The 22,173-nt window shown below is 67.8% G+C and carries 22 protein-coding genes; 8 read left to right on the top strand and 14 right to left on the bottom strand.

Annotated elements, in window-relative coordinates:
* Positions 1–24 precede the first annotated feature (24 nt).
* On the top strand, positions 25–2,361 hold the full coding sequence (locus AC5Y2S_RS15425; RefSeq protein ID WP_499956946.1) for an APC family permease: 2,337 nt from the start codon (positions 25–27) through the stop codon (positions 2,359–2,361).
* A gap of 35 nt (positions 2,362–2,396) precedes the next feature.
* On the opposite strand, the gene AC5Y2S_RS15420 is transcribed toward AC5Y2S_RS15425, so the two are convergent.
* The 4 genes from AC5Y2S_RS15420 to stf0 are packed head-to-tail and all read right to left on the bottom strand — an operon-like array spanning position 2,397 to position 5,200.
* Complete coding sequence (locus AC5Y2S_RS15420; RefSeq protein WP_499956945.1) at positions 2,397–3,041, bottom strand: GAP family protein; 645 nt, start codon at positions 3,039–3,041, stop codon at positions 2,397–2,399.
* A 30-nt stretch (positions 3,042–3,071) separates the two neighbouring features.
* Complete coding sequence (locus AC5Y2S_RS15415; protein WP_499957068.1) at positions 3,072–4,184, bottom strand: YeiH family protein; 1,113 nt, start codon at positions 4,182–4,184, stop codon at positions 3,072–3,074.
* A 19-nt stretch (positions 4,185–4,203) separates the two neighbouring features.
* Positions 4,204–4,341: a hypothetical protein gene (locus AC5Y2S_RS15410; RefSeq protein ID WP_499956944.1), complete on the bottom strand. Its 138-nt coding sequence runs from the start codon at positions 4,339–4,341 to the stop codon at positions 4,204–4,206.
* 55 nt (positions 4,342–4,396) lie between these two features.
* Complete coding sequence (gene stf0, locus AC5Y2S_RS15405) at positions 4,397–5,200, bottom strand: trehalose 2-sulfotransferase (protein WP_499904691.1); 804 nt, start codon at positions 5,198–5,200, stop codon at positions 4,397–4,399.
* Positions 5,201–5,416: 216 nt separating this feature from the next.
* On the opposite strand from stf0, the gene AC5Y2S_RS15400 reads away from it, so the two are divergent.
* From AC5Y2S_RS15400 to AC5Y2S_RS15390, 3 genes are all read left to right on the top strand, one after another.
* Positions 5,417–5,893, top strand: a complete 477-nt coding sequence (locus AC5Y2S_RS15400; RefSeq protein ID WP_499956943.1) for a hypothetical protein — start codon at positions 5,417–5,419, stop codon at positions 5,891–5,893.
* A gap of 151 nt (positions 5,894–6,044) precedes the next feature.
* Positions 6,045–6,314 (top strand): hypothetical protein, encoded by a 270-nt coding sequence (locus AC5Y2S_RS15395; protein WP_499904688.1) that lies wholly within the window; start codon positions 6,045–6,047, stop codon positions 6,312–6,314.
* 633 nt (positions 6,315–6,947) lie between these two features.
* Complete coding sequence (locus tag AC5Y2S_RS15390; protein ID WP_499957067.1) at positions 6,948–7,799, top strand: sulfotransferase family protein; 852 nt, start codon at positions 6,948–6,950, stop codon at positions 7,797–7,799.
* 236 nt (positions 7,800–8,035) lie between these two features.
* On the opposite strand, the gene AC5Y2S_RS15385 is transcribed toward AC5Y2S_RS15390, so the two are convergent.
* Positions 8,036–9,616, bottom strand: coding sequence for a PucR family transcriptional regulator (locus AC5Y2S_RS15385; RefSeq protein WP_499956942.1), 1,581 nt, complete (start codon positions 9,614–9,616; stop codon positions 8,036–8,038).
* An 84-nt stretch (positions 9,617–9,700) separates the two neighbouring features.
* Between AC5Y2S_RS15385 and pruA the strand changes: the two genes are divergently transcribed.
* The 3 genes from pruA to AC5Y2S_RS15370 are packed head-to-tail and all read left to right on the top strand — an operon-like array spanning position 9,701 to position 13,052.
* Positions 9,701–11,332 carry an L-glutamate gamma-semialdehyde dehydrogenase gene (gene pruA, locus AC5Y2S_RS15380; protein WP_499956941.1) on the top strand — a complete coding sequence of 544 codons (1,632 nt, stop codon included), beginning with the start codon at positions 9,701–9,703 and terminating at the stop codon, positions 11,330–11,332.
* Positions 11,332–12,291 (top strand): proline dehydrogenase family protein, encoded by a 960-nt coding sequence (locus AC5Y2S_RS15375; protein ID WP_499956940.1) that lies wholly within the window; start codon positions 11,332–11,334, stop codon positions 12,289–12,291. Before pruA ends, AC5Y2S_RS15375 begins: the two co-directional genes overlap by 1 nt.
* 17 nt (positions 12,292–12,308) lie before the next feature.
* Entirely contained in the window at positions 12,309–13,052 is a 744-nt protein-coding gene (locus AC5Y2S_RS15370; protein WP_499956939.1) for an MBL fold metallo-hydrolase, read from the top strand.
* A 3-nt stretch (positions 13,053–13,055) separates the two neighbouring features.
* On the opposite strand, the gene AC5Y2S_RS15365 is transcribed toward AC5Y2S_RS15370, so the two are convergent.
* Genes AC5Y2S_RS15365 through AC5Y2S_RS15335 form a run of 7 tightly spaced genes read right to left on the bottom strand, consistent with a single transcriptional unit; the run spans position 13,056 to position 18,410 of the window.
* Positions 13,056–13,664 carry a TetR/AcrR family transcriptional regulator gene (locus AC5Y2S_RS15365; protein ID WP_499956938.1) on the bottom strand — a complete coding sequence of 203 codons (609 nt, stop codon included), beginning with the start codon at positions 13,662–13,664 and terminating at the stop codon, positions 13,056–13,058.
* Positions 13,661–14,731: a zinc-binding dehydrogenase gene (locus AC5Y2S_RS15360; RefSeq protein WP_499956937.1), complete on the bottom strand. Its 1,071-nt coding sequence runs from the start codon at positions 14,729–14,731 to the stop codon at positions 13,661–13,663. The genes AC5Y2S_RS15365 and AC5Y2S_RS15360 overlap by 4 nt, the downstream gene beginning before the upstream one ends.
* Before the next feature lie 11 nt (positions 14,732–14,742).
* Positions 14,743–15,912, bottom strand: a complete 1,170-nt coding sequence (locus tag AC5Y2S_RS15355; RefSeq protein ID WP_499956936.1) for a lipid-transfer protein — start codon at positions 15,910–15,912, stop codon at positions 14,743–14,745.
* Complete coding sequence (locus tag AC5Y2S_RS15350; protein ID WP_499904675.1) at positions 15,909–16,352, bottom strand: MaoC family dehydratase; 444 nt, start codon at positions 16,350–16,352, stop codon at positions 15,909–15,911. The genes AC5Y2S_RS15355 and AC5Y2S_RS15350 overlap by 4 nt, the downstream gene beginning before the upstream one ends.
* Positions 16,349–17,455, bottom strand: coding sequence for an acyl-CoA dehydrogenase family protein (locus AC5Y2S_RS15345; RefSeq protein WP_499956935.1), 1,107 nt, complete (start codon positions 17,453–17,455; stop codon positions 16,349–16,351). The genes AC5Y2S_RS15350 and AC5Y2S_RS15345 overlap by 4 nt, the downstream gene beginning before the upstream one ends.
* Positions 17,456–17,463: 8 nt before the next feature.
* Entirely contained in the window at positions 17,464–17,862 is a 399-nt protein-coding gene (locus AC5Y2S_RS15340; RefSeq protein WP_499956934.1) for a Zn-ribbon domain-containing OB-fold protein, read from the bottom strand.
* Complete coding sequence (locus tag AC5Y2S_RS15335; RefSeq protein WP_499956933.1) at positions 17,862–18,410, bottom strand: FAS1-like dehydratase domain-containing protein; 549 nt, start codon at positions 18,408–18,410, stop codon at positions 17,862–17,864. The genes AC5Y2S_RS15340 and AC5Y2S_RS15335 overlap by 1 nt, the downstream gene beginning before the upstream one ends.
* A 98-nt stretch (positions 18,411–18,508) precedes the next feature.
* Here AC5Y2S_RS15335 and AC5Y2S_RS15330 point away from each other — a divergent pair, with 98 nt between their 5' ends.
* Complete coding sequence (locus AC5Y2S_RS15330) at positions 18,509–19,693, top strand: RNA-guided endonuclease InsQ/TnpB family protein (RefSeq protein WP_499956932.1); 1,185 nt, start codon at positions 18,509–18,511, stop codon at positions 19,691–19,693.
* A gap of 46 nt (positions 19,694–19,739) precedes the next feature.
* Here the strand turns inward: AC5Y2S_RS15330 and AC5Y2S_RS15325 are convergent, their stop codons facing one another.
* Both AC5Y2S_RS15325 and AC5Y2S_RS15320 read right to left on the bottom strand, forming a co-directional pair.
* The gene (locus AC5Y2S_RS15325) at positions 19,740–20,936 is read right to left on the bottom strand and encodes an acyl-CoA dehydrogenase family protein (protein WP_499956931.1); all 1,197 of its coding nucleotides are present in this window, start codon (positions 20,934–20,936) and stop codon (positions 19,740–19,742) included.
* Positions 20,936–22,117: a cytochrome P450 gene (locus AC5Y2S_RS15320; protein WP_499956930.1), complete on the bottom strand. Its 1,182-nt coding sequence runs from the start codon at positions 22,115–22,117 to the stop codon at positions 20,936–20,938. The genes AC5Y2S_RS15325 and AC5Y2S_RS15320 overlap by 1 nt, the downstream gene beginning before the upstream one ends.
* Positions 22,118–22,173 lie beyond the last annotated feature (56 nt).

Genomic DNA, 22,173 nt, shown 5'->3' with positions numbered 1-22,173 from the left:
TGGCGGCGCGGCAGAATGCAGGTCGTGACAACTTCGACGGGCAAGGTTCCCATCCCGACGTCCGTCGGCGACATCGCCAGGCGGGTGTTTCTGGGCAAGCCGTTGATCACAGAGAACCTGTCGCACGAGAAGTTGTCCAACGGGATTGCGCTCGGGGCGCTTTCGCCCGATGCGATCTCCTCCACGGCCTATGGCTCTGAGCAGATCTTGATCGAGCTGCTGCCCAACGCCGGCCTGGCGGCCTTCGCGTTGCTGCTGCCCATCAACGCCGCGATCCTGGTGATTCTGGTGTTGGTGGCCGCGTCGTACCGGCAGGTCGTCATGGCCTACACCCGGGCGGGCGGCTCCTACATCGTGGCGCGGGAGAATTTCGGACCCAAGGTGGCGCAGGTCGCCGCCGCGGCGCTGCTGATCGACTACGTGGTCACCGTGGCGGTGCAGGCGGCGGCCGGGACGGTGGCGGTGGCGTCGGCGATCCCGGCCGTGGGCCCCTACAGCCTGGCGGTCACCGTCGGCGTGGTGCTTCTCATTTGTTACGCGAACCTGCGCGGATTGCGGGAAGCGGGCGTGCAATTCGCGCTGCCGACCTACTTTTTCGTCAGCATGATCGGGCTGACGATCGTGGTCGGTGTCATCCGCGAAATATTTTGGGGATTACCGACTTACGATGCCCAGCACATCGCGGGAGCGGTGCCGGTTCATCAGGGCGACGGCCTGGTGATGGGCGCGACGGTGTTGGTGCTGCTGCGCGCGTTTGCCAACGGCGGTTCGTCGCTGACGGGGGTCGAGGCGATTTCCAACACGGTCAACGTCTTCCAGAAGCCGCAGGGCCGCAACGCCCGCCGGGTGCTCACGATCATGGCCTGCATCCTCGGGTTCCTGCTGGCCGGCGTCGCCTATCTGACGTTCGTCACCCACGCGACGCCTTTCGAGGCCGGATACCCGTCGGTGTTGTCGCAGGTCGCCCGGATTGTGTTCGGCCACGGGACAATCGGCAATGTCCTGTACATCGTCGTCCAGGCGTCGACGGCCGCCATCCTGTACACCGGCGCAAACACCAGCTTCAACGGCTTCCCGGCGCTGGCGAGTTTCGTCGCCGAAGACCGCTTCCTGCCGCGTCAGCTGATGAAACGCGGTCACCGGCTGGTGTTTTCGAACGGCATCATCGCGCTCACCGCGCTGTCGGTGGTGCTGCTGGTGACGACGGGCGGCTCGGTCACCGCGCTGGTCCCGTTCTACGCGATCGGCGTGTTCACGGGCTTCTCGATGGCCGGCTACGGGATGACCAAGCACCATCTCACCCATCGGGAGCCGGGCTGGCGACGTCGCCTCGCGATCAACCTGTCCTCGGCGATCCTGTCGACCATCGTGGTGGGCATCTTCGCGGTGGCGAAGTTCACCGAGGGTGCGTGGCTGGTGGTCGTGGTCTTCCCGGTGCTGGTGTTCGTGCTGATGCGCCTGAACCGGGAGTACCGCGCCGAGGCCGCCATCCTCGAGATGTTCCGCACCGACCGCCCCGAGTTGGTGAAGTACGCCCGGCACAAGGTGTTCGTGTTCGTGAACTCGCTCGACCTCGCGGTCATCGAAGCGCTGCGCTACGGCAGGGGGTTGCGGGCCGACGAATTGGTCGCCGTGCATTTCATGGTCGACGAAGCCCATGCGAAGGCGCTGCGAAAGCGTTGGGACGACTTCGATCTCGACACCCCGCTGCGGGTGGTCGACTGCCCGGACCGCAGGGTCACTCGGGCCGCGCAGGTGCTGGTCGCCAAGGCGCGCGACGAACACAAGAACACCAACGTGACCGTGCTGCTGCCGCGCCGGACCTACGCTCCGCTGCTGGGCCGCCTGCTGCACGACCGCACCGCGGACAAAGTGGCCCAGGCGGTCAGCCTGATCCCGGACGCCGCGGCCACGATCGTTCCGTACGACGTGGAGTCCCGCATCAAGGAGGCGTATCCCGAGGGGTTCGAGCAACGAATCTCCCGCGAACTCGACAAGATCGAGGCGTGGGTTTCGAGAGACGAGGAGCAAGAGGTCGAGGCCTACGAACACCCCGATCGATCGGCGTCGGTGATCACGGTCGGTGGCCTGATCCCCGGGCAGCGCGCCACCTTCGAGGGGCGGGTCAACGAGGTCCAGGACATCAACGAACGCAGGCGCACCGTCCGGCGGGTCGTCGTCGGCGACAACACCGGCGAGATCTGCGTGACGTTCCGGCACGGGCGCGGCGGCGCCGACATCCAGCCCGGCCAGGTGCTCCGGATCACCGGCAAGCCGCGGCAGAGCGGCACCCAACCGATGGTGATGGTCGATCCCGCGTATCACGTCGTCGAGGACCCCGCGAAGGCAGCCGGGTCGTGAAACGACTGGCGGCCGTGATGGTTTCGGTGCTGTCCTCAGATACCGGCTAGGCCGACCGCCAGCAGGACGCACCCGACCGCGGCCAGTAGGGCGGTGACCTCGATGCGGCGCCGCGACCGGATCCAGTCGTGCAGCGCCGCCATCGAATCGCGCGTCGCTTGAGGCGCCAGCAGGTACACCACGAGGGGAATCTCCACCAGGGCGAAGGCCACGGCGTTGAACATCAGCAGCGCGCCGACCTGGGTCGCGGCCGCGGCGCCCGACGCCAGAATGACGGCCAGCGCGGCGAGATAGTCGACCGAGGGCAGCGCGATGCCGAGGCCGGCCGCCGCCGCGACCCACAGGGAACGACCGGTCATCACTCGCTGCGCGCGCGTCGCGAACCTCTCCGGCACGGCCACCCGGTTGCGTGTCACCACCAGTGCGGCGGCGGCCAACAGCGCCAGTAGGCCGATGCAGATCTGCACCCTCGGCAGCGTGCAATAGGTCGACCACATCAGCCTGCGCCGCAAGACGAACAGGACGACCAGCCCCACGCTCATGCCCATGGCGAAGCCGCCGCACAGGAACGCCAGCAGCTGCAGCATCGGCCGTGGCCGGTTCAACATCAGCACCGTCATGCCGACCCGGAAGGGCTCGAGGCTGACGGCGATGGCCATCACCAGGATGGTGATCCACATTGCCGGCCAGGTTACCGCCCGGCCTATGCGCTAGGCCGTTACGCCCCAATGCAACACGCGAGAGGTGAGCAGGACGATGCCGAGCGACACCGACGCGACGACGGTGAGCCCGATGACCGCGACGACCAGCGGCCGCCATCCGGTGCGGGCGATCAGGCGGATGTCGGTGTTGAGCCCGACTCCGGCGAAGGTGAGCAGAAACGCCCATTTCGACACGTTGGCGAGGTTGGCGCTCTGGCCTTTGGTCAGCAAGTGCGCGGTGGCGATCGCCGAGACGGCCAGGAAGCCGAGCACGAATTTCGGGAACTTCTTCCAGACGAACGCGGCCTTGGCCTTTGCGCCCGGCGCGATCTCGTCGGCCTGCCCCCGCGCGGCCCAATACAGCGCGAAGCCCAGGACGACGAACCCGATCAGCGCGTTGCGGGTCGACTTGACCAGCACGGCGATCTTGCCGGCGTGGTCGGAGAACAGATAGCCCGTGGCGGTGGTTTCGGCGGTGTTGTCCACGGCGAGCCCCGCCCAGATGCCGAATTCGCGATCGGTGAGGCCGATCGAATGGCCCAACGGCGGCAGTACGAACAGCGCCACCGCGCCCAGCGCCAGGATCGCGGCGATCGCGTAGCCGACGTCGGAGTTGCGGGCCCGGATCGCGCCCTTGGCGGCGATGATTGCCGACACCCCGCAGATCGAGGTGCCGATCGCCAGGAGGGAGCCGAGTTTGCCGGACAACCCGAATGCGCGGGCGGCGACGATGATGATGGTGCCGGCGACCGCCATGTCGACCACAATCTGGACCAGGCTCAGCCCACCGAGTTTGGCGACGTCACCGAGCACGAATCGGGCCCCCAGCAAGACGATTCCGACTTTGAGCCAGAACTCGTAGGTTTGAACGCCGGGGCGGAATATCCGGTGCAGGCCGATGGTGTTGGTGATCAGCAGCCCAATCACGATGGCCCACAACACGTATTCGATGTCGGGCACTCGCCAGTGTTCGTGTTTGGCCAGCGTGTTCCACCAGGTCTGCGCGTATTTGCCGAGCAGACCCACGCCGATCAGCAGCAGGATGCCCGGTAGGTAGTCCAGCGGTTGCCCGCTGGTGAAGGCGGGCGCGTCGAGCGCCTCGTCGTGCTCGGTGAACCGCACCTCGGTGGTACTCACGCGATCACCACGGAATCTTCGGCAGCACATTGGCTACCGCCAATGCCGCGATCGCACCGGCGAGCAGGGTCGCCCACCAGTCCACCGACACCGAGCTGACCCGTTCGCGCCAACTGGGCGGCTTGGAATCCTGCTCGCTCACGATGACAGCTTTGCGTGGGCGGCGCCGGCGACCAAGCGATTGGCTCGCGGTGAATCTAGGTGGGTAGCCCGTCCCGTTCGGCGTCCGTCCGGTAGCGCTCCACCCATTCGTCGGAGCGTTGGTCGGCCTGGCGCTCCAGGGCCGGCTCGGGCGCCAGCCGCGGGTCGAGCCCCAACGCCTCGAGGATGCTCGCGACCACCTGAGTCAGGTTGCGCCACAACACCGGATACGGAACTTCCATCCGCTCGATGTCTTCCTCGGCGAACCAGGTCCGCCAGCCCTCCTCCTGTGCGCGCAGCATACGGACGACGTGTGCGATCGCCTCGGCGTGATAGGTGGCGCGCGCGTCGCGCGCCGGATCGGGCCTGCCCCGCCACACCCGCGTCTGCACCGCTCGCCAGAATGAGACCGCCTGCGACACCACATCGGGGCGATGCACGTGGATGAGGAGCGGTTCCTCGCCGATGACGTCGCGGATCGCCGCCCGCAGGCCGTCGCCCGATCGATTCGGCAGGTCTTTCGCCCGGTTCAACAGCAGCGGCGTTTGGTTCCACATCAGCTTGCCGCCCCACACGCCGTTGGGTGTCCGCCCGACCGTGCGGATGTAGTCGCGCCAGATCTCGGCCGGCGCGAGGTCGGGCGTCCCCTCGTCCAGGGGATCGAGCAACCGCAGGACCGACTCGTCGTCCACGTCGGCGAACCACTGGCGCGGCTGTGGGGCCTGGCTGGTGCTCGGCAGGTACTGGAAGAATTCCTGCGGCTCGCCCGCGACGCCGGTCGCGCGCAGCGATTCCACGAGCAGCGTGCTGCCGCTGCGCTGGGAAGCCAGCACCAAATACGACGACGGCTTTTCTGTCACCAAGGAAGCCTATCCGGCTGAAAATCCGCTGCAACACTTTGAATTGGCTTCACACTGAACATAACCATTGCGGGCGGCCGGCCGCTCTTTCGCGGTTGCGGCACGGTGATGCGATGATTACCGGCGTGCAAAACTCCGCCAAAGAGGCGGCCCGCCGGAACAGCTGGTGGACCGGCTGCCCCACGAGATCGCGGTAGAAGAAGAAAGAAGCATCGAATGAACACCATCTCGGCATTGGGTGCGGCGGTCGGGGTCGCCGCACCCGCGGTCTTGCTTTTCGGTGCGGCGGGTGCGCACGCCGACGACAATTACCAGCAGTTCGCGTCCGCATCGGGAAACATTCGGTGCATTCTCAACGGCCAAGACGCTCCGCTGCCGATAGCCATATGTCAGATCGGGGACCACACTTACCCGGTCCCACCGGGATTGGGCCGGGACAAGAATGGGGGGCCGTGTCCGCCCGGATCGGATCTGGGTCGCGATTTTCGTCTCGACCAGGGCCAGGCGCCCTATGTCACGTGCACTTACTCGGCGCTCGGTTCGGGGGCCGGCGCGTGGCCGGCGCTCGGCTTCGGCCAGACGAGATCGCTGGGCACGCTCACCTGCAGCAGCGAGCCCGCCGGGGTGACGTGCACCGACGCCGGGACCGGGCATTTCTTCCGGGTATCGCGCGAGTCGTATGAATTGGGTTGAGGCAGTTATTTGACGCCTGTATTAATGCGCCTTAATTGGCGCGAGCGACAATTATTTACAGATATTCGGCTCGTTTAACCGGTTTAATGCCGGGCATGTTTGGGTAAAATTCCACATGCCCCTCGGGAAATTGCACACACGCCAGTATAAATTGCTCACCGCCACGGCGACCGTCTGCCTGGCCGCCTGGTTTGGTTCCGGAATTGCGCACGCCGACACCAACCGGGAGCGCGAGGCGTGCGCACTGATGGACGACCACTCCAGCGCGATGATCAACGGGTACTCGTCGTACGCGGGGCAGTACGCCTTCGTGGTGCTGTCCCACGAAATGCCGCCATTGGATGCGGCGCACGTGCTCAAGGCCGCCACGATTGACGTGTGCCCCAACCACGCCGGCGATCTGCCGGTCGACTGGCAATAGGGCCACCCCAGTAACCGCCGTCTAGAACGGCGGGGGCCTGTTGCGTTCGGCGACGCGGTCGTCATTGAGGGCGCGTTCGGCGTCGATGCGACGGTTGCGGTCTTGGTCGCGGGTGCGGCGCCGGGTGGGCATCACGATGCCGCGACCGCCGAGGGGCGGGTATGCGGTTGGGGCACTGGGCAATTCGCCGGTAGGCAGGCGCAGGGCGGGAAACAGTAGGCGTCTGCCCGGTCGGGTGACGTATGCGTGCCCGGCAGGGGAGGTCCACACGATGGTGCCATCGGGCCACCGTCGATCCCGCCAGCCGGGCCAGAACGTCTTGAGCAGGTGATGCTATCGACTGGCTCTATTACCCATCACCGCCAAGGCTATGGACTCCACGTGAACTGGTTCATCGGGACGCTAGCAACCCTTCGGAGAGGTAGCTAGGTTTTCCCATATCCTCTTGCCGCTCTGGAAACAGAAATACGCCTTTTTCTGGCGACCCGCTCGGAACGGGCAACCCGGGGTATGGGGCCGTTGTTAGGTTGAGACATGGATGTTGGCACGATCTCGGCGGCATCTGGCGGCGACGACACAGCGGCCGCACAGACCGGCACTGCGGCGCGTCCAGTAGCTCTGTTCGTGCTGGGCATGGGCCGCTCCGGAACATCGGCGCTCACACGGGTTCTGTCGCTGTGCGGTGGTGCGCTCCCGGCCGAGCTGCTAGGCGCCCACACGAGCAATCCGCTCGGCCATTGGGAACCGATTAAAGCCCTGCGTATCAACGAGGCAATCCTGGACCGCCACGGCAGCAACTGGCACGACCCTTCACTACGCCTGTACGAGGAGGGCGCATTCGACGCCAGAGAAATCGTTGCCTGCATCGCCGAGATCGGGGAGTTTCTCACAACCCTGCCGGCTGCGCCGCTCGTGGTCATTAAGGAGCCGAGAATAACGGCTCTCTCCAGCCTGTGGTTCGAGGCGGCGCGTCAGGCCGGCTTCGACATCGCGACCGTGATCTCGGTGCGCCACCCCCAAGAGGTCATCGCGTCGCTCGCGGTGCGCGATCGAGCTTCGACGGAGCTCTCGAGTGCCTTATGGCTGAAATACAATCTGCTGGCCGAGGGAGACACGCGCGCCCTGCCGCGGGTGTTCGTCGAATACGCCAACCTCCTCGACAACTGGCGCCAGGAAGTAAAGCGGATTTCCACGGCGCTCCAGATCGATCTCAACACCGGGGATGGCGCCACGATTGAGGATTTTCTCCGACAGGATCTTCGCCGCCACCGATACCGCGGCCCGGTCACAGAGCTCTTCGGCACAGACTGGATTTCGGTGGTCTACGAAGCGCTGTGCGCGGCGGCCCGCGACGAGCCCTGGGATGGGTCTCAGCTGGATCGCGTTTTCGCCGCGTACCGGGCAAGGAAACCCGATTTCCAGACGATGTTAGAGGATTTCCGTGCCCAGTTAGCCGAGGATGGGCGGCCCGGCACCAGCCCTTGACCACCTGGGGCCAACCAAAGCCGCCGCGGTTCTCGGTCATCGACCGGACCGCGGCCAGCTTCGGCAGTCGCCGCGTTTGCACACATAGAGCCGCAGGTCAAAGCAGGTTTTAGGCCAAAGTCACCGCTAATCGCTTCGGCACGCGGCAACGCGAACGCATTCTCGAATCTAGTCCCGGCTGCCGACCCGCGGGGGCCCCGAAAGCGCAATTGTGGGCAACCGCCAACTGTGGATAACTACGCCGGGCGTTCGGTCACCCGCAATCCCAGCGAAAACACCAACCGCACCTCGGGGTCCGACAGCGAGGTGCCAAGCAGCTTCTCGATCCGCCGCACCCGGTAGCGGACGGTGTTGGGGTGCACCTGCAGCCACTCGGCGGCGGCGGCGACGTCGCCGAAGCTGTCCAGGTACGCCCGCAGGGTCTCCGCCAGCACGGGGTCGCGGGCGCGCAGGTCGCGTATGCGCGTGTCGACCAGCCGCTCGTTGGCGCCGACCAGCGTGACGATCTCGTCGAGCAGGACGGTTGTGCGCGCTTCGGCCACCGATGTCACACGTCCGATCGAAACCGGGTGTCGCTCAGCGCTATCGAGCACGCGGTCCAGTTCGGCGCGCGCCGCGGCGACCCCCGCCAAGCCGGCGACCGGCGCGGCGATGGCGGCGCGCAGCTCTACGCCGATCTCGGCGCGCAGCGCGGCGATCGTGCCACGGACCCAGGAAGCGACCGACCGCATCTGGGTCTGGGGCAACAGCACGTAGATTCGCGAATCGTGCGACGCGATCTGGGCGTCACGACGAAAAGCGCTGGCGCTCAGGGCCAGAACCTCGGGCAGCCGTGGATGGGGGTCCCCGATGGTATTCCAGCCGATCAGCGCGGCGGCGCCATCGGCGGCGAGGCCGAGGTCGCGCGCTATGGCGCCCACGTCGGCCGGCTCGTCCGTCAGCCCCAGAAGTTGCTGCACCCGGCGCGCCTGCGTGGACGGCCGCGCGGCCAGGCGGGCCATGATCCGGGCTGCCAATACCGCTGCGCCGCGCAATATTTCGTCGGCGTCGTCGGCCAGGGGCTGCGACCCTTGCTGCACCCAGATCGTGCCGGCGAACACCGGCGGCCGGCGGGCACCGGCCGGCGGTTGGTGGACCCCGATCGCCAGCCGCGGCCGAAGCCCCAGCTCCGGGCGTTCGGCGACGCGCACCACCTCGCCGCTGGCTCGCAGCGCGTCGAAGATGCCCCATTGGCCGATCCACTGCAAATGCTCGGGCGGGCCGGCGCGGCCCAGGATGGAAAGGCGGCGCAACTCGTCGGCCTCGTCGTTGGAGGCCGAATAGGCGAGCACGTGCGACTGCGCGTCTTCGATGCTGACCATGCCGTGGATGCGGTCGGCCAGCGACTGGGCCAGGCCGAACAGGTCGGTGCCCGAATCGTCGACCGGCTCGCCGCGGTCCCCATGGTGTTCCAGGACGTGATTGACCAACTGGTAGAGCCGCTCCCAGCGCGCCCTCGGTTCGACGGCCACCACCGCCGACCCGGCCGCGACCGCCTTGGTCACCAACGCATTCGACGGCTCTTTGGCGAAGACGGCCACCGGCGCGCGCGCTTGTTCGTGAAGCCAGCGCAGGGCCTCGTCCTCGGCGACCCCGAGCAGGAAGAAGGCGTCGGCCGAGCCGGCCGCGGCCGCCAGGCCCAGCCGCACGTCATCGGAATCGATCAGCGCCGCGGATCCCACCGGAAGGTCGAGGCCCCTGGGCGCGTCGACCAGGCTGACCAGCGTCGCGTCCAGCGCCAGCAGCAGCTGGCCCAGGCCGACCCGCGCCGCTTGCATGTTGTCCGATCTTACTACCAAATGCAGACGATCTTGTTCAATCGGCTAACGGGATGGCGCCGCGTCCGGGGGACCCTTAGCGTCATGGACGCGATCACCGAGGTACCTGTCCCTGCCAACGAGCCGGTCCACGACTACGCCCCGAAATCCCCGGAACGAACCCGCCTGCTCTCCGAGCTCAGCGACCTGGCCGCCAATCCGATCGACCTGCCGCACGTCATCGGTGGCAAGCACCGGATGGGCGACGGCGAGCGGATCGACGTCGTGCAGCCGCACCGGCACGCCGCGAAGCTGGGTACCCTCACCAACGCCGGGCACGCCGACGCGGCGGCGGCCATCGAGGCCGCGATGGCCGCCAAGAAGGACTGGGCGGCAATGCCTTTCGACGAGCGCGCCGCGGTGTTCCTGCGTGCGGCCGACCTGCTGGCCGGGCCGTGGCGCGAAAAGATCGCCGCCGCAACGATGCTCGGCCAATCCAAGTCGGCTTATCAGGCCGAGATCGACTCGCCCTGTGAGCAGGTCGACTTCTGGCGGTTCAACGTGGCGTTCGCCCGCCAGATCCTGGCGCAGCAGCCGATCAGCGGGCCCGGCGAGTGGAACCGCAGCGACTACCGGCCGCTGGACGGCTTCGTGTACGCGATCACTCCGTTCAACTTCACCTCGATCGCCGGCAACCTGCCGACCGCGCCCGCGTTGATGGGAAACACCGCGGTGTGGAAGCCGTCCATCACCCAAACCCTGTCGGCCTACCTGACCATGCAACTGCTCGAGGCGGCCGGCCTGCCACCCGGCGTGATCAACCTGGTCACCGGCGACGGGTTCGCGGTTTCCGATGTGGCGCTGGACGATCCGCGGCTGTCCGGCATCCACTTCACCGGGTCGACGGCCACCTTCCAACAACTTTGGCAGCGGGTCGGCGCCAACATCGGCCGCTACCACAGCTATCCGCGGCTGGTCGGGGAGACCGGCGGCAAGGACTTCGTCGTCGCGCACGCCTCGGCGCGCCCGGACGTTTTGACCACGGCGCTTATTCGCGGCGCGTTCGACTACCAGGGGCAGAAGTGCTCGGCCGCGTCGCGGGCGTTCGTGGCGCACTCGGTGTGGCAGCGCATGGGCGACGCCTTCCTGGGCCGGACCGCCGCGCTGCGCTACGGCGACATCACCGACCTGACCAACTACGGCGGCGGGCTGATCGACCGGCGGGCCTTCACCAAGAACGTCGACGCCATCGAGCGGGCGAAGGGCGCGCCCGGGATGACCATCGCCGTCGGCGGCGAATACGACGACAGCGTCGGCTATTTCGTGCGGCCCACCGTGCTGCTGTCCGACGACCCCACCGACCAGGCCTTCGCGACCGAGTACTTCGGTCCGCTGCTGTCGGTGCACGTCTATCCCGACGACCAGTACGAACGGATCCTCGACGTCGTCGACACCGGCTCTCGCTACGCGCTGACCGGCGCCGTCATCGCCGACGACCGTGCGGCCGTGTTGACCGCGCAGGACCGGCTGCGGTTCGCCGCCGGGAACTTCTACGTCAACGACAAGCCGACCGGGGCGGTGGTCGGGCGCCAGCCGTTCGGGGGTTCGCGCGCATCCGGCACCAACGACAAGGCCGGATCGGTGCTGAACCTGTTGCGCTGGACGTCGGCCCGCACCATCAAGGAAACATTTATCCCGGCCACCGACCACACCTACCCGCACATGCAGGGCGACTGATGGCCGGCGTCTTCGCGCGCACGGTTCGTCCGGCGATCATGGCGGCCCGGCGGCGCGAGGGGTTGCGCCGGGCCGCCGAGCGGCTGCCGATCACCCGGCGGGTGGTGCGCCGGTTCGTGCCTGGGGAGACCATCGATTCGGCGCTGAATAGCGTTGCCGCGCTACGCGAATCGGATCGATGGGTCAGCGTCGACTACCTCGGCGAGGACGTCACCGACGTTGACGACGCCGACGCGGCGACGCAAACCTACCTGGATCTGATCGAGGTGCTGAGCCGGTCCGGCGATGTCGGTGATGACGGCATCCGGCCGCTGGAGGTGTCGCTGAAGCTGTCGGCGCTGGGGCAGTCGCTGGAGCGCGACGGCGAGAAGATCGCGCGGGAGAACGCCTGGTCGATCTGCTCGGCCGCGCGGCGGGCCGGGATTTGGGTGACGGTGGACGCGGAGGACCACACCACGACCGACTCGACGCTGTCGATCGTGCGCGACCTGCGGGCCGAATTCCCCTGGCTTGGCGCGGTTTTGCAGGCCTATCTGCGGCGCACGCTCGGCGACTGCGAGGAATTCGCCGCTTCCGGGGCCCGGATCCGGTTGTGCAAGGGCGCCTACGACGAGCCCGCGTCGGTGGCCTACCGGGACGGCGCCGAGGTCACCGAGTCCTATCTGGCCTGCCTTCGGGTGCTGATGGCCGGGTCGGGCTATCCGATGGTGGCGTCGCACGACCCGGCGATCATCGAGGCGGTTCCCGGCATCGCCGGGGAATTGGGCCGTGGCGCAGGTGATTTCGAATACCAGATGCTGTACGGCATCCGCGACCGCGAACAGCGGCGGTTGGCCGACGCGGGCAACCGCGTGCGGGTGTACGTACCGTTCGGCACGCAGTGGTACGGATACTTCCTGCGGCGGCTCGCCGAGCGGCCGGCCAACCTGGCGTTCTTCCTGCGGGCGCTGACGCACTAGGGCGTAGCCTCTGCGCTATGAGCCTGGTTGTCGACGAGATGCCCGACCTTGGCATCACGCGGGTGTCGCGCTGGATCTTCAACTGTTATGTGCTGCGGGGCGACGACGGCGTGGTGGTCGTCGACGCCGGACTGCCGCGGGTCGCCGGCGACCTCGCGGCCGTGCTGGGCCGCGGCGGGACCCTGCGGGCCGTGGTGGCGACGCATGGCCACAGCGACCACGTCGCCGGCGCGGTGGAACTGGCGGCACGCCACCGCGCGCCGATCTGGTTGCCCGAGGCGACGCTCACTTACCTCGACGGGGTGAAGCCGCGGACGCCGACGCCGGCCAAGGCCGCAACCATCTGGCCCACCATGATCGACCAGCCGCTCGACCGGGTCGGGGTGGCGGGGCTGCTCGGCGGCGCCCGGGTGGCCGGATACGGCACCCCGCTCGGCATGCGCTGGAGGGGTCCCTCGCCGGCCGGCGGGCTCGGCGACGGCCGGCCGCTGCCCGGCGCGTCGGAGTGGACCGTGATCAATGCTTACGGTCACACCGACGACAGCATCGCGCTGTGGAATCCGAGCACCCGGACGCTGCTGTCCGGTGATGCCGTGCTGACCGTGCGCGGCAAGGCCTGGCACACACCGGAAATCGTCGACGCGTCGAGTGCCGCCGCCACCCGCCGGCGCCTCGAGGAGCTGCCGGTCGCCCACCTGCTGCCCGGCCACGGCCGACCGGTTCATGCCCCCGAAACCGTTTGGCCGCAACAGCGGCGCTGAGCCCTAGCCGCGCCGGGGCCGCGGGCGATCGCCCGCGAATCCCCGCACCACGTGCGCGCGTACGAACTCCGCCACCACCTCGGGGTCGTTCATGTCCAGCGTCGACGACGGCGTGCTGAAGAGCGAAAAGAGCATGCGGGCAAACCATTCCCCGGCGGCCTCGACGTCGAGGTCCTTGCGGACCTCGCCGGTGAGCCTGGCGGCGGACAGGTAGGGCGCGAAGAACTCGACGCACTCGCGCAACAACACCGCGGCGTCCTTGGTCAGCAGCAGGCTGGTGGCGTCCTCGTCAAAGTACTTCTCGGAGGCCAGGACCTGCCGCGCCTGGGTGACGAACACCGCCGCGCGGCTCAGCTTGTCCTCGAGCGAGCTGCCCGCCTCCATCGCCCTGGACATCTCGCGGTAGAAGCGTTCGGACGCGTGTTCGGCGCACGCCTCGACGATCGCGCCCTTGTCGCTGAAGTACTCGTAGACGGTGCTGCGCGAAACGCCGGCCTGCTTGGCGATGTCGACGATGGTCGCCTTGTCCAATCCCTGTCTGCCGAAACAAATGAACGCGGACTCGACGATGAGTTCGCGCGTGTCGGTGGTCTGCGCCGCCTGTGTCGTCACGGCACCAACGCCCCCCTCGGCACCAGCCCGGCGTCGGCGGCGGCGAACGCGTCGTTGACGTCGCCCAGGCGAAACGGTTTGGGCATCAGCCGGCCGAACGGAAAATTGGTGTGCCGCAGGAAGGACAACCCGATCGCCAGCGTGACCGGGTCGTAGAGCATCACGCCGCGCACCGACTTGTTGCCGTAGACCAGGGCGCTGGGGTCGAGCTCGAAGGTGCGTCCCATCCCGACGTTGCCGACCTCGAGCAGCGTGCCGCCGTTGTTCAGAAAGCCGACCCCTTCGGGAATGACGCCCGGCACGCCGACGACCTCGAGCACCCAGTCGGCGCCGATGCCGTCGGTATGTTGGCGGACCCGCTCGGTCAGCTCGTAGGATGAGATGTCGCTGGCGTCGATGCAATGGGTCGCACCGAAATCGGATGCGACGTCGAGCCGTTCGGGGATCTTGTCGATGACGATGACGGCCGCCGCGCCCGCGGTGCGGGCCACTGCGGCGGCGTTGATGCCCAGCCCGCCCGCGCCCTGGATGACGACGGTGTCGCCCAGTCGCACGTCGCGCAGCGCGAAAAGCACCTGTGCCAGCGCACAATTGAGCGGCGTGACGGCCTCGTCGGAGAGCTCCTCGGGCACCTTGTACACCGGTTGCCGCCGACTGGTGTAGTAGTACTCGCCGTGCGCGGCCACGAAGTGCGGTCGCTGCTCGTGGGTGCGGTATTCGCCGGCCATCAGGTTCTGGCACGCATACGACCGGCCCCGCGCGCACGCGTGGCACTGCCCGCAGGTCCAAAAGTACGGTGTGACGACGCGGTCGCCGACGGCGAGCGGCTTGCCGGTCGCGTCGGAGGTCAGCCCCTCGCCGAGTTCGGCTATCTCGCCGACCATTTCGTGGCCCAGGGCAAAGGGGCACGGCAGCGGCAGCTCGCCGCGGAAGATGTGCAGGTCGGATCCGCAGATGCCCGCCATCCGCAGCTTGAGCGCCGCGGTCCCCGGCGCGGGCGCGGTGAGCGGGAATTCGGCCAGCTCGATCGGCCCCCCCGGTGCGGTCAAGACCGCGAGCTTGGGCATGAGCTTCCCCCTTAGTCGGCGGGCGCGAGGATCAGCCCGCTGGTCGGCACGCCGGTTCCCGACGTGACGAGCACGTGCTCGACGCCCTCGACCTGGTTGTGCGAGGTGCCGCGCACCTGGCGCACGCCCTCGGTGATGCCGTTCATGCCGTGGATGTAGGCCTCGCCGAGCAGCCCGCCGTTGGTGTTGATCGGAAATTCCCCGCCCAGCGACAGCCGCTCGACGGTGGCGAAGTCTTTGGCCTCGCCGCGCCCGCAGAAGCCGAGCTCCTCGAGCTGCGTGAACACGAACGGCGTGAAATGGTCGTAGATGAAGGCGGTTTGGATGTCCTGGGGCTTGAGGCCCGAGTCGCGCCACAGCCGGTTGGCGACCACCCCCATCTCCGGGAGCCCGGTGATGTCGTCGCGGTAGTAACTGGTCATCATCTCGCCGTTGGCGGCCGCACCCTGGGCGGCCGCGGTGATGATGGCCGGCGGCTGCCTCAGGTCGCGCGCGCGTTCGGCGCTGGTCACCACCAACGCGACCCCGCCGTCGCTTTCCTGGCAGCAATCCAGCAGGCGAAGCACGGGTTCGACGATCCAGCGCGAGTTCTGGTGATCCTCGAGCGTGATCGGGCGCTGGTAGAACCAGGCGTCGGGGTTGGTCGCCGCGTGCGCGCGGTCGACGACGGCGATGCGGCCGAAGTCCTCGTTGGTCACCCCGTACGTCGACATGTAGCGCTGGGCGTGCATCGCGACCCACGCCGCGGGGGTGAGCAATCCGAACGGGGCGTAGTGCGCCATGAACAGCGGGGTCGCGGACATGTCGCGCCCGCTGCCGCCGAACCGGAAGCCGGACCGTTCGTTGAATGCGCGCCAGCAGACCACCACGTCGGCGACCCCCGTCGCGACGGCCATCGCCGCGTGCACAACCGTGCCGGCCGCCGCGCCGCCGCCGTGATGGACGCGGGAGAAAAAGCTCAGGTCGCCGATGCCCACGTTGCGGGCGATCTCGATCTCGTCGCTGGAGTCCATGGTGAAGGTGACCATGCCGTCCACATCGGCAGGCGTCAGGCCGGCGTCGTCGAGCGCGGCGCTGACCGCCTCGCAGGCCAATTGGAGCTCGCTGCGCCCGGATTCCTTGGAGAACTCGGTCTGGCCGATCCCGACGATGGCGCAGCTGCCGGGCAGCGAGGAGCTCATGCGCGGGCCCCGTCGAGCAGGCTCAGCACCGCGGTGCCGGAGACGTGATCGCCCAGGCTGTTGGAGCCCTTGAAGGTCACTTCGACGAAGTTCTCGCCGTCCGAGCCCTCGGTTTTGGACGTCACGCTGCCGGTGAAGCGCAGCGGGTCGTCGGGGAAGCACGGCACGCCGAGGCGGATCGACAGGTTCTTCACCATCGCCTCGGGACCGGCCCAGTCGGTGAGGAAGCGCACGCAGTACCCGTTGGTGGTCAGGATGTTCATGAACAGGTTCGGCGAGCCCTGCTTGTTGGCGAAGTCGCGGTCGTGGTGCACCGGCATGAAATCCCGCGACGCGATGGCGCCGGCGACGATCATCGTTGTGGTGATCGGGATTTCGAGCGGGGTCGCCTCGTCGCCGACGTTGATGTCGACCCACTTGAGGGTGGTGCGGCTGGTCATCGGTTTCCTTCCGGATAGGTGCTGCCGATACTGGCCAGCTGCGCAGTGGCGGGACCGAGGGTGAGCTCGTTGTGCTTGGCCCACAGGAAATAGCGGTGTAGGGGATAGGTGACGTCGATCCCGATGCCGCCGTGGACGTGTTGGGTGGTGGCGGCGACCCGGGCGCCGGCGTCGGCGGCCCAGAACTTCGCGATGCGAGCCGCCCGGTCCGCAGCTCGTTCCCGCGCGATCAGCCAGCCCGCGTGCCAGGTGGTCCATCGGATCGCTTCGACGTCGATGAAGGCGTCGGCCATCCGCTGCTGCACCGCCTGGAAGCTGCCGATGGGCCGCCCGAATTGCTCACGGCCGCTGGTGTAGTCGGCCGCGATGCGCAAGGCCCGCTCACAGACGCCGAGCTGGATCGCGCACAGGCCGACCAGCGCCCGCGTGTGCAGCGATTCGATCCGTCCGTCGAGCCGGTCCTGCGCGGAAACCGTTGCACCATCGAGGAATACGTCGGCGTGCGGTTCGCGGTTGGTGGTCGCGACCGGCCGGATCTCGACGCCGTGGGCGTCGGTGGGCAGCAAAAACAGGCCGACCTCACCGTCGTCCGTAGCGGCGGGGATCAGGACGGTGTCGGCGATTTGGGCAGCCGGGACCAGCTCCTTGGCCCCGTCCAGCCGCCAATTCGCCCCGTCGCGAGAGGCTTTGGTGGCCGGGCTCGCCGGATCGGATCGGCCCGGCTCCTGCAGGCCCGCGCTCAGGATGCGGGTTCCGGCGACGACGCCGGGCAGGAACCGTTGCCGTTGCTCGGGGGATCCGTGTCGGGCGATCGGGTCGGCGCCGAGCACCAGCGTCGCGTACGCGGGCACTGGGGCGACGCTGAAGCCCACCTCGGCCAGCAGCACGCCCAGCTCGAGGAAGCCGCCGCCGTTGCCGCCGACCGCCTCGGGCAGCGCGGTGCCCAACAGGTCGGCGGCCGCAAGCTCGCTCCACAGCGCGGCGTCATAACGGGTTTCGCCGGCCTCCAGCTCGGTCAGCCGTTCGGGGGTGGCCCGGCGCTCGAAGATATCCCGGGCGAGTTTGGCGATCGTCTCCTGCTCTTCGGTGAACGTGAAATCCATCGCCCCACCTACCGGACGGGCCGAAACTGGTGCAGCACCAGGTCGTCATCGAAGGCCTGGTAGTAGACCTCGACCGGCATTCCGACCGTCACGTCGGCGGGGTCCATGCCACACAGGTTCGACACCACCCGCACCCCTTCGTCGAGCTGCACCAGCGCCACGATGTAGGGATATTCGAAGAACGGGAACCGGGGTTCGTGCGGCATCACGTAGCTGTACACGGTGCCGCGGCCCGAGGATTCGATCGGCTCCCACTGCAGGGACCGGCAGTTCGGACACATGGGGCGAGGCGGGTGGCGCAGCGCGCCGCATCCGCCGCAGCGCTGGATCAACAGCTTGTGCTCGCGCAGGCCGTTCCAGAAGAACTCGGTGTCCGGGCTGATCGCCGGCGCCAGCCGGGGGGCCATCAGGCTGCCGGCCTGAATCGCAGGACGCGGAATCGCTGTCGCCCCAGTACCTCACCGGTCTCGTCGGTGTAGGTGATCAACCAGGTCAAAAAGAAGCCGGTGCCCAGCGCCGTCTTCTTCTCGTCGGAGACGTCCTCGAACACCGATGTCGCGCTGATGACGTCACCCAGCCGCGGATAGCGTTCGATCTCGAATTCCGAGTTGGTCGCCACCGTGCTGGTGTACCCGGCCTCATCCAGAAATGCCGTTGGGTTGCTGAGGATCTCGACGGGGGCGCCGCCCCGCTCGCGGATCCCCTCCAGCTTCGGGGACGGCATGGTCCAGGTTTGCAGCATCACCGGCGGCGACACGATGCCGCCGAATCGCGACGACGCCGCGAACTCCGGGTCGAGGTAGACCGGGTTCATGTCGTCGAGCGCGTGGGCCCAGTGCCGGATCATCGGCTGGTTGACCGGATCCGGTGCCACCGTGGGCGCTCCGGTGCCGCCGGTGGGCTGGCCGACGAGCGCCCGCAGCTTCGCAAGCACCTCGGAATCTTGGTCGGTCATGAGGTTGTTGCGGCGTGGAAACCCCTGGCTTTAGCCACGAGTGGGAACGCCGCGTCTCCTTTCGGTGGGTTGTCGGTGGTGACGGTTAGGTTGCGGGGGTGTCGCGTTATCGGTTGTTTCCGACTGTCGAGCAGGCGGTGGTGTTGGTTGAGCACTGTCGCCACGCTCGGTATGTGTGGAACTTGGCGGTCGAGCAGCAGCAGCACTGGCAGCCGGGTCGGCGAGCGCCGGGCTACAACGAGCAGTGCGCCCAGTTGACGGTGGCCCGTGCCGAGTATGAGTGGCTGGCGGCTGGCTCGCAGACGGTGCAACAGCAAGCGTTGCGGGATTTCGCCCAGGCGATGCGCAACTTTTTCAATGGCACTCATCGTCGGCCGACGTGGCGCAAAGCCGCTGTGCATGAGGGCTTTCGGCAGGTCGGGTTGAAGGCCCACCATGTCGAGCATCTGAACGGGCGGTTTGCTCGGGTGTGGGTGCCCAAGGTCGGCTGGGTCCGGTTTCGTCTGTCGCGGCCGGTCCCCGGGGGTGTCAAGTCCTACCGCGTCACCTGTGATCGGGCCGGGCGCTGGCACATCGCGTTCGCCCACGTCCCGCAACCCATTCCGGGGCCTTCCGATGACTCGGTGGTGGGTATCGACCGTGGCGTGACGGTGGCGGCAGCCTTGTCGACGGGTGAGCTGCTGTATGCCCCTGGCCTGAGCCGCGGCGAGGCCAAGCGCCTCAAGGTGCTGCAACAGCGCCTGGCCCGCGCCAAGCGTGGCTCCAATCGGCGCGCTCGCACGAAACGCGCAATCGCGAAACTCAAGGCCCGTGAGGTCGACCGACGTAAGGACTGGGTCGAAAAGGCCACCACGGATCTCGCGCACCGGTTCGAAACGATCCGCATCGAGGCGCTGGACGTGCGCGCGATGACCCGCTCTGCGCGGGGAACCGTGGAGCAGCCCGGAGTAGGTGTTGGCGCCAAACGCGCTCTGAACTGCGGGATCAACCGCAGCGGTTGGGGTCTGCTCGCTGCGCGCTTGCAGCACAAAGCCGTTGGTCGAGTCGAACAGGTCCCGGCCGGGTACACGTCGCAACGATGCTCGGCGTGCGGGTATGTCGCTCCCGGAAACCGTAAGAGCCAAGCGGTTTTCCAATGCGAAGCCTGCACCGCGGGTCCGTGCAACGCCGACGTGAACGCCGCACGCAACATCGCCGCCGGACGGGCGGTGACAGCACGGGGAGACCTCGGCATTAGCCGGTCTACGAACCGTGAACCTCAACTCTGCTCTCCTGCCGCATAGATAGTGGGACGGGTTGGAATCCTCTGGCTTCGGCCAGAGGAGGACGTCAAGATCCTCCTGTTTGCTGGGGGCGAAGGTCGCGGGGCGCCCTCGGCATCCCCAACCCGGCCATGGCGATGATGTCACGCTGAATCTCGTTGGCGCCACCGCCGAACGTATTGATGACGGCCCAGCGATACGCGGTTTCCAGGGCGCCGCGCAACGGCGCGTCGTCGCCGCGGCGCACCCCGTTGCCGTCGAGCACCTCCAGCAGCTCGCGGGCGACCTGCTGCGTGAGCTCGGTGCCGAAAACCTTGGCGGCCGACGCTTCTCCCATGCTGAGCACGCCCTTCGTCATCGCCGCGTTGATCCGCGTGTTGACGAGTTTGTACGCGGCGACCTGGGCCTCCACCCTGGCCAGCGCGAGCCGCACCCACGGCTGGTCGATGACGCGTCCGCCGTCGAGCTCGGTGGTGGTGGCCCAGTCCAGGGTCTTCTCGAACAGCGGCTCGAGCGCGCCGAGGTTGCCCAGGGCGGCGCGTTCGAAGTTCAACTGGGTGGTGATCAGCTGCCAGCCCTGGTTCTCGCCGGCCACGATGGCGCTGGCCGGGACCCGGACGTCGTCGTAGAACGTGTAGAAGGTGGAGATGCCCGGCATGGTGTGCAGCGGCTGCCAGGAGAAGCCGGGCGACGAGGTGGGCACGATGAAGATCGAAATGCCCTTGTGCTTCTTGACGTTCGGGTCGGTGCGGGCGGCCAGCCAGATGTAGTCGGCGTAGGCGGCGCCACTGGTGAACATCTTCTGGCCGTTGATCACGTAATCCGCGCCGTCGCGCACCGCGGTGGTGCGCAGCGACGCCAGGTCGCTGCCCGCCCCCGGCTCGGAGTAGCCGATCGCGAACTCCACGCTGCCGTCGAGGATGGCCGGCAGGAACTTCCGCTTCTGCTCCTCGGTGCCGCATTGCATCAGGGTGGGACCGACCGTGTTGAGCGTCACCAGCGGGATCGGTGCGCTGACCCGCTGCGCCTCCTGGGCGAAAATGAATTGCTCGATCTCCGAGAAACCCCGTCCGCCATACTCTTTGGGCCAGCCGACGCCCAGCAGCTTGGCCGCCGCCAGGGCGCGCACGCATTCGCGCACCTCGGGACCGCCCTCCATGCGCTCGCTCAGCGCCATGGTGCGTTCGGGCGTCATCACCTCTTCCAGCGCGGCGCGGATCTCGGCGCGCAGCTGCTGTTGCTCGGGCGTGTAGTCGAGCTCCATCACTCGGCCGTCCCGAGCCGCACCGGCATCCGTTTCACGCCGGGCACCATGGTGGCGCGCATCCGGTCCACCTCGCCGACCAGCTCCAGCCTGGGGAAGCGCCGCAGCAGCTCGTCGAACATCACCGAGGCCTCCAGCCGCGCCAATTGCGCACCGACGCACGAGTGTTCACCGCACCCGAACGCGATGTGCGGATTCGGGTGGCGGGTCACCCGGAACTCCTCCGAGTCGGCGCCGAAGATGTCCTCGTCGCGGTTGGCCGACCCGTACAGCATCACCACCGTGTCGCCCTCGGCGATCCGCTGCCCCCGGATCTCGACGTCGGCCGTCGCGGAGCGGGCCATGTGCGTCACCGGGCTGTTCCAGCGCAGCATCTCCTCGACGGCGCCCGGGATCAGCGAGCGGTCCTCGACCAGCAGCCGGCACTGGTCGGGGTGGGCGATCAGCGCCCACGTGCCCAAAGCGATGAGATTGCGGGTGGTTTCGTTGCCGGCGACCAATAGCAGGAACGCGAAGTTGAGCAGGTCTTCGTCGGTGAGTCGCACCCCGTCGATCTCCGCGCCCGCCAGGACCGACAACAGGTCGTCGTGCGCCTCGACGCGCCGCTGGGCGATCAGCTTCTGGAAGTACTCGAAGAGCTGCCCGATGGCCACGAAGGGATCGAGTTCGATCTCGGGGTCGGCGCTTCCGGTGGCGGCGTCCGACCACGCCCGGAACTGCTCCCAGTCGTCGGGCGGGGCGCCGATGAGCTCGGCGATCATCCGGGTGGGCAGCGGCGCGGCGATCTCTTCGGCGAACTCGTGGACGGAGTCGGGTCGGACGTCGTCGAGGATGCCCCGCACGATCTCGCGGATCTTCGGCTCGAGGACGGCCACCCGGCGCCGGGTGAACCCGGAGTTGATCAGCTTGCGCATCTGCCGGTGCCGCGGCGGGTCGGTGAAGATCAGGCTGCCCGGCTGGACCGGGCTCGGCTGTGCGGGATCGGGGATGGTGATGCCCTTGGTGGAGCTGAACAGCGCCGGGTTACTCGACACGAAGCGGATGTCCTCGTACTTCAGCAACGCCCAGAAGTTCGTCACGTCGTTCCAGCACACCGGCGACGAGGCGCGCAGCTCCCGGTACGCCGGGTACGGGTCGCCCGCGTAGAAGTCCGGGGAATGCAGTGGAACAGCGGTCCGCATGGCGGGCCTCCCTCGGCAGGCGATCCGACACATCACACTGATGTGTCTTGCGACGT

The organism is Mycobacterium sp. NGS69, assembly GCF_059812165.1.
This window is presented reverse-complemented; position numbering and strand designations above follow the sequence as displayed.